We start from the raw sequence: 5,996 nt of genomic DNA, 5'->3' as shown, positions 1-5,996 counted from the left end.
CCACACCGTTTATCTACAGTTGGTGTGCGGGGGGTCGGTTCTGTTTTTTATCGGCGCCGGGGGGCCGGGGGCCGGCCCCCCGAGTCGACCGGCACCGTCCGCCCGGTCCGCAGCGGAATCCGGCGGCCCCGCGGCCGGGCCGTGAGGCCCATTCGCTCCAGATCCGCGACATAGGCCGCGGACAGCCCGCGGCCCCGGCGCCAGAGCCAGTCCTCGACCGACTCGTACGGCTCCTTCCGGATGAGTGAGGAGACGGCCTCGTCCAGCAGATGGTCGCCCGTCGGGGCCTGGGCGCTGGGTGCGATGAGGTCATCGTCCAGGACGAGGGCATGGGCCTCGATGAGGTCGAACACCTCGGCCGCCGCGAGTGCGAGTGACAGATCGCCCTGCTCCACCGGGTGGTCCGGCGCCAGGTCCAGGGCGACGATCGCGAGGTCCCGTGCGGTGGTCATGAGCGGCTCCAGTCATTCGGCCGAGTGCGGGGCGAGGTCATCGCGACCGGCCTCGGCGGTCCGGGCGTCCTGCGTCGATTCTCGCTGCGGTTCGGGCCCGCTGGGGTGTACTACGACCATGTGGTGCGGGAAGCCGATCCGCAGCACGGCATCTGCCATGGCAGCGGTGAGCACCACGAGGGCCGCGGTGAGCAGGGCCGGCCGGTAGCCGTGGTGCAGCAGCGGGGGGAAGTGGTGGCGCTGGAGCCGGAGCTGATCGCGTATTTCGAGGGTGGCCGGCGGGGGTGACGGGGCGCGTGCGGAGGGCGTGAAGGAAAGCTGTGGCGCCGCTTAAGAAAACCTCGATGGACCGGGGCGCCGCCGTACGGCAGATTGCAGTGCGATTCCACCCCTCTCCCCGACCACGGGCCGTTCAGGCATGCCCGCGGCCGGGTCTCACCCTCAGGAGCCGTTGCGTTGAAGGCGCTGGTCAAGGAGAAGGCGGAGCCCGGGCTCTGGCTCGCGGACGTCCCGGAACCGGCCGTCGGACCCGGCGACGTACTGATCAAGGTGCTGCGCACCGGCATCTGCGGCACCGATCTGCACATCCGGTCCTGGGACGGCTGGGCGCAGCAGGCGATCCGTACCCCGCTCGTGGTCGGACACGAGTTCGTCGGCGAGGTCGTGGAGACCGGCCGGGACGTCACCGACATCAACCCCGGCGACCGGGTCAGCGGCGAGGGCCATCTGGTGTGCGGCAAGTGCCGCAATTGTCTGGCCGGGCGGCGTCATCTGTGCCGTGCCACGGTCGGCCTCGGCGTCGGACGGGACGGGGCCTTCGCCGAGTACGTGGCCCTGCCCGCCGGCAATGTGTGGGTGCACCGTGTGCCCGTCGACCTCGATGTGGCCGCGATCTTCGACCCGTTCGGCAACGCCGTGCACACCGCGCTGTCGTTCCCGCTGGTCGGCGAGGACGTCCTGATCACCGGTGCCGGTCCGATCGGCCTGATGGCGGCGGCCGTGGCCCGGCACGCGGGGGCCCGTAACGTCGTGATCACCGATGTGAGCGAGGAGCGGCTGGAGCTGGCCCGCAAGGTGGGCGTGAGCCTCGCGCTGAACGTGTCGCGGGCGAGCATCGCCGACGGACAGCGCGAACTGGGCCTGCGCGAGGGCTTCGACATCGGCCTGGAGATGTCCGGCCGCCCCGAGGCCATGCGCGACATGATCGCCAACATGACGCACGGCGGCCGTATCGCCATGCTCGGCCTGCCCGCCGAGGAGTTCTCCGTCGACTGGGCCCGGATCGTCACCTCGATGATCACCGTCAAGGGCATCTACGGCCGCGAGATGTTCGAGACCTGGTACGCGATGTCCGTGCTGCTGGAAGGCGGCCTCGACCTCGCGCCCGTGATCACCGGCCGATACGGGTACCGCGACTTCGAGGCGGCGTTCGCCGACGCGGCGAGCGGCCGTGGCGGCAAGGTCATCCTCGACTGGACCGCGTAACACCGCGCGACACCGCGTAGCACCGCGTAATGTCGCGCCGTCCATCGTGCGACTCACCGCGTAAGTCCTCTGCATCCCTGGGAGCTTTGAGATGTTCGACTCCGTGCGCGACGACCTGCGCACCACCCTCGACGAGATCCGCGCCGCCGGCCTGCACAAGCCCGAGCGCGTGATCGACACCCCGCAGTCCGCGACTGTGAACGTCAGCGCGGGCGGCCGCCCCGGCGAGGTCCTCAACTTCTGTGCGAACAACTACCTCGGCCTCGCCGACCACCCCGAGGTCGTCGCCGCCGCCCACGAGGCCCTGGACCGCTGGGGCTACGGCATGGCGTCGGTCCGCTTCATCTGCGGCACGCAGGAGGTGCACAAGGAGCTGGAGGCCCGCCTGTCGGCGTTCCTCGGCCAGGAGGACACGATCCTCTACTCCTCCTGCTTCGACGCCAACGGCGGTGTCTTCGAGACCCTGCTCGGCCCGGAGGACGCGGTGATCTCCGACGCCCTCAACCATGCGTCGATCATCGACGGCATCCGCCTGTCCAAGGCCCGCCGCTTCCGCTACGCCAACCGCGACATGGCCGATCTGGAACGGCAGTTGAAGGAGGCCGCGGGCGCGCGACGCAAGCTGATCGTCACCGACGGCGTCTTCTCCATGGACGGCTATCTGGCCCCGCTGCGCGAGATCTGCGACCTCGCCGACCGCTACGACGCCATGGTCATGGTCGACGACTCGCACGCCGTCGGCTTCGTCGGCCCCGGCGGCCGGGGCACCCCCGAGCTGCACGGCGTCATGGACCGCGTCGACATCATCACCGGCACCCTCGGCAAGGCCCTCGGCGGCGCGTCCGGCGGCTATGTGGCGGCCCGCGCCGAGATCGTCGCCCTGCTGCGCCAGCGCTCGCGGCCGTACCTGTTCTCGAACACCCTGGCCCCGGTGATCGCGGCGGCTTCCCTCAAGGTCATCGACCTGCTGGAGTCGGCCGACGAGCTGCGGGTGCGGCTGGCCGAGAACACGGCGCTGTTCCGTCGCCGGATGACCGAGGAGGGCTTCGAGGTCCTCCCCGGCGAACACGCCATCGCGCCCGTGATGATCGGCGACGCGGCGAAGGCGGGCCGGCTGGCGGAGCTGCTGCTGGAGCGGGGCGTGTACGTGATCGGCTTCTCGTACCCGGTGGTGCCGCAGGGCCAGGCCCGGATCCGCGTCCAGCTGTCCGCCGCGCACTCCACGGACGACGTCAACCGTGCCGTGGACGCCTTCGTGGCGGCGCGGGCGGAGCTGGAGGGCTGAGCCCGACCACACGGGGGCATTTGAGACAATCGATCTCGTGATCGAAGCGCGGCGGCTCCACATCCTCCGTGCGGTGGCCGACCATCGCACGGTGACGGCGGCTGCCGCCGCGCTGTATCTGACCCCGTCGGCGGTCTCCCAGCAGCTCGCCGCGCTGGAGCAGGAGACCGGGCACCGGCTGGTCGAGCGCAGCGCCAAGGGCGTACGGCTGACCCCGGCCGGCGAGATCCTGCTCGGCCACACCAACGCGGTGCTGGCCCAGCTGGAACGGGCGGAGGCCGAGCTCGCGGCATACAGCTCCGGCGCGGCCGGCACGGTCACCGTCGCCTCCTTCGCGACCGGCATCGCCCAGGTCGTCGCCCCGGCGGTGGCCCGCCTCGGCGTGTCGGCGCCGGGCATCCGCATCCGGGTCCAGGACGCGGAGGGCGATGCGAGCCTGCCGATGGTGCTGGACCGGCAGGTGGATGTGGCGGTCGCCGTCGAGTACCGCGGGGCGCCGCCCGCCGACGACCCGCGCCTGACCCACGTACCGCTGTACGCCGAGCCGTTCGACGCGGTCGTCCCGGTCGCCCACCGTCTGGCGGACAGCGCCGAGATCCCCCTCGCCGACCTGGCCAAGGACTCGTGGATCGGCCCGTACCCAGGCAACCCCTGCCACGAGGTGGTCGTCCTGGCCTGCGAGAACGCCGGCTTCCAGCCTCGCCTCGAACACTCGTCGGACGACTTCCGTGCGGTGGTCGCGCTCGCCTCGGCCGACGCCGGGGTGGCCCTCGTGCCGCGCTCGGCGCTGCGCGGCATGGACCTCACGGGGGTCGTCGTACGGCCGGTGGACGGCGTGGCGCCCACCCGCCGGGTCTTCGCGGCCGTCCGCAGGGGCGCCGAGGAGCATCCGCTGATCAAGCCGGTGCTGAAGGCGCTCGGGGAGGCGGCGGGGTAGTGAGCCGCCCGTAACACGGCTGTTTCACATATGGGATAGCGTCCCGGATATGAAACAGAAGAGTTCGGACGTTCCCACGGTCCCGGACCCGGTCGACGCCCGTCTGGGCATCCGCCTGGCCGAGCTGCGGGCCGAACGCGGCTGGTCCCTGGGGGAGTTGGCGGACCGCAGTGGTGTCAGCCGTTCGACCCTGTCCCGCGCCGAGCGCGCGGAGATCAGCCCCACCGCCTCACTGCTGAACCGTCTGTGCCATGTCTACGGCCGGACCATGTCCCAGCTGCTCAGCGAGGTCGAGTCCGAGCCCGCGCTGGTGGTGCGGTCGGCCGAGCAGCCGGTGTGGGAGGACCGTTCCGCCGGTTTCGTACGACGGTCCGTGTCGCCGCCGCACGCCGGGCTCCGCGGCGAGCTCGTCGAGGGACGCCTCACGGCGGGCGCCGACATCGCCTACGACCGGCCGCCCGTGCCGGGCCTGGAGCAGCACATCTGGGTGCTGGAAGGAGAGCTCGACGTGACGGTGCAGGAGGTCGAGCACCATCTCGGTGCCGGGGACTGTCTGCGGATGCGGGTGTGGGGGACGACGCGGTTCCGGTGCGCGGGGCCCGGGCCGGTGCGCTACGTGCTGGCGGTGGTGCAGCCGTGATCGTGGCGCGCCTGGACCAGGCCCAACTGCTGGACCGGACAGGGGAGTTGGCCGACCTCCTGATGGACACCGTGGAGGACGGCGCCTCCGTCGGATTCCTCGCACCCCTCGACCGTACGGCGGCCATCGCCTGGTGGGAGGAGCGCGCGGCCGCCGTCGCCGCCGGGCGACTGACGGTGTGGGCGGCCCATGAGGGGCGGCGGGTGCTCGGCACGGTCAGCCTGGCCTTCCCCGACAAGCCCAACAGCCGTCACCGGGCCGAGCTGGTCAAGCTGATGGTGCACCGGGAGGCCCGGGGGCGGGGGCTCGGCCGCAGACTGCTCGCGACCGCGGAGGACGCGGCGATCGGCGCGGGAGTCACCCTCCTGCACCTTGACACCGAGACCGACAGCCTCGCCGAGCGGCTGTACGGGTCGGCCGGCTGGACGCGGGCCGGGGTGATCCCCGACTTCGCGGCGAGCCCGGCCGGAGTGCTGCGGCCGACGACCATCTACTACAAGTACGTCGGGCCAACTCCTGTGCGGACGTTGGTGTAACCGCTCTCACCAGGTGGTTGTCAGTGGCAGCCGCTACGGTGCCTTGCATGCAGGATGCCGAAGACGTACGCCGTATCGCCCTCTCTCTGCCCGACACGACGGAGAAGATCGCCTGGAGCATGCCCACGTTCAGGGTCGCGGGCAAGATGTTCGCCACGCTGCCCGAGGAGGAGACCTCCATCGCGGTGCGCTGCCCCAAGGAGGAGCGCGACGAACTGGTCCTGGCCGAGCCGGAGAAGTTCTGGATCGCCGACCACGAGGCGCAGTTCGCCTGGGTGCGGGTCCGGCTCACCGCCCTGGAGGACGAGGCCGAACTGCGCGACATTCTCGCAGACTCCTGGCGCCAGGCGGCCCCGACCCGTCTGCTGGACGCCTATCCCGAGTTGGGCCTGCCGACCGGAGAGGGACCCACGCGCGGCGCGTAAAGGAGTGCGCGACCACCGACCCGAGTGCGGTATTGTTTTCCTGCACGTTCGGCCGGGGGAAACCCCAGGTCAGACGGGCATCGGGACGTGGCGCAGCTTGGTAGCGCACTTGACTGGGGGTCAAGGGGTCGCAGGTTCAAATCCTGTCGTCCCGACTGGAGACAGTCGCAGATCAGGGCCGGTTTCGGAGGCATCCGAAACCGGCGCTTGATGAGTCTAGGGGGGCCGGTGGGGTC

7 protein-coding genes, 1 tRNA gene and 1 pseudogene are annotated in these 5,996 nt (G+C 71.1%); 8 read left to right on the top strand and 1 reads right to left on the bottom strand.

Annotation, left to right across the window (positions count from 1 at the left end):
* Positions 1–56 precede the first annotated feature (56 nt).
* A pseudogene (locus tag ACFWYS_RS09920) lies at positions 57–452 on the bottom strand (GPP34 family phosphoprotein); the annotation flags it as partial.
* Between the two features lie 24 nt (positions 453–476).
* On the opposite strand from ACFWYS_RS09920, the gene ACFWYS_RS09915 reads away from it, so the two are divergent.
* From ACFWYS_RS09915 to ACFWYS_RS09880, 8 genes are all read left to right on the top strand, one after another.
* Positions 477–740 (top strand): hypothetical protein, encoded by a 264-nt coding sequence (locus ACFWYS_RS09915; RefSeq protein WP_384765473.1) that lies wholly within the window; start codon positions 477–479, stop codon positions 738–740.
* Between the two features lie 168 nt (positions 741–908).
* Positions 909–1,937 (top strand): L-threonine 3-dehydrogenase, encoded by a 1,029-nt coding sequence (gene tdh, locus ACFWYS_RS09910; protein WP_384765471.1) that lies wholly within the window; start codon positions 909–911, stop codon positions 1,935–1,937.
* Between the two features lie 91 nt (positions 1,938–2,028).
* Entirely contained in the window at positions 2,029–3,222 is a 1,194-nt protein-coding gene (locus ACFWYS_RS09905) for a glycine C-acetyltransferase (protein WP_384765470.1), read from the top strand.
* Positions 3,223–3,259: 37 nt separating this feature from the next.
* Positions 3,260–4,159 carry a LysR family transcriptional regulator gene (locus ACFWYS_RS09900; RefSeq protein ID WP_384765468.1) on the top strand — a complete coding sequence of 300 codons (900 nt, stop codon included), beginning with the start codon at positions 3,260–3,262 and terminating at the stop codon, positions 4,157–4,159.
* A 49-nt stretch (positions 4,160–4,208) separates the two neighbouring features.
* A complete protein-coding gene (locus tag ACFWYS_RS09895; protein ID WP_384765467.1) occupies positions 4,209–4,799 on the top strand; it encodes a helix-turn-helix domain-containing protein in 591 nt (196 codons plus the stop codon).
* Positions 4,796–5,335, top strand: coding sequence for a GNAT family N-acetyltransferase (locus tag ACFWYS_RS09890; protein WP_384765466.1), 540 nt, complete (start codon positions 4,796–4,798; stop codon positions 5,333–5,335). Before ACFWYS_RS09895 ends, ACFWYS_RS09890 begins: the two co-directional genes overlap by 4 nt.
* Before the next feature lie 47 nt (positions 5,336–5,382).
* A complete protein-coding gene (locus ACFWYS_RS09885; RefSeq protein WP_384765464.1) occupies positions 5,383–5,760 on the top strand; it encodes an MmcQ/YjbR family DNA-binding protein in 378 nt (125 codons plus the stop codon).
* An 81-nt stretch (positions 5,761–5,841) separates the two neighbouring features.
* Positions 5,842–5,915 (top strand) — tRNA-Pro (locus ACFWYS_RS09880).
* Positions 5,916–5,996 lie beyond the last annotated feature (81 nt).

This window comes from Streptomyces sp. NPDC059010 (genome assembly GCF_042740355.1).
In the GTDB taxonomy this organism is placed as follows: domain Bacteria; phylum Actinomycetota; class Actinomycetes; order Streptomycetales; family Streptomycetaceae; genus Streptomyces.
Note: the sequence above shows the minus strand (reverse complement) of the source record. Positions and strands in the feature narration are given on the sequence as shown.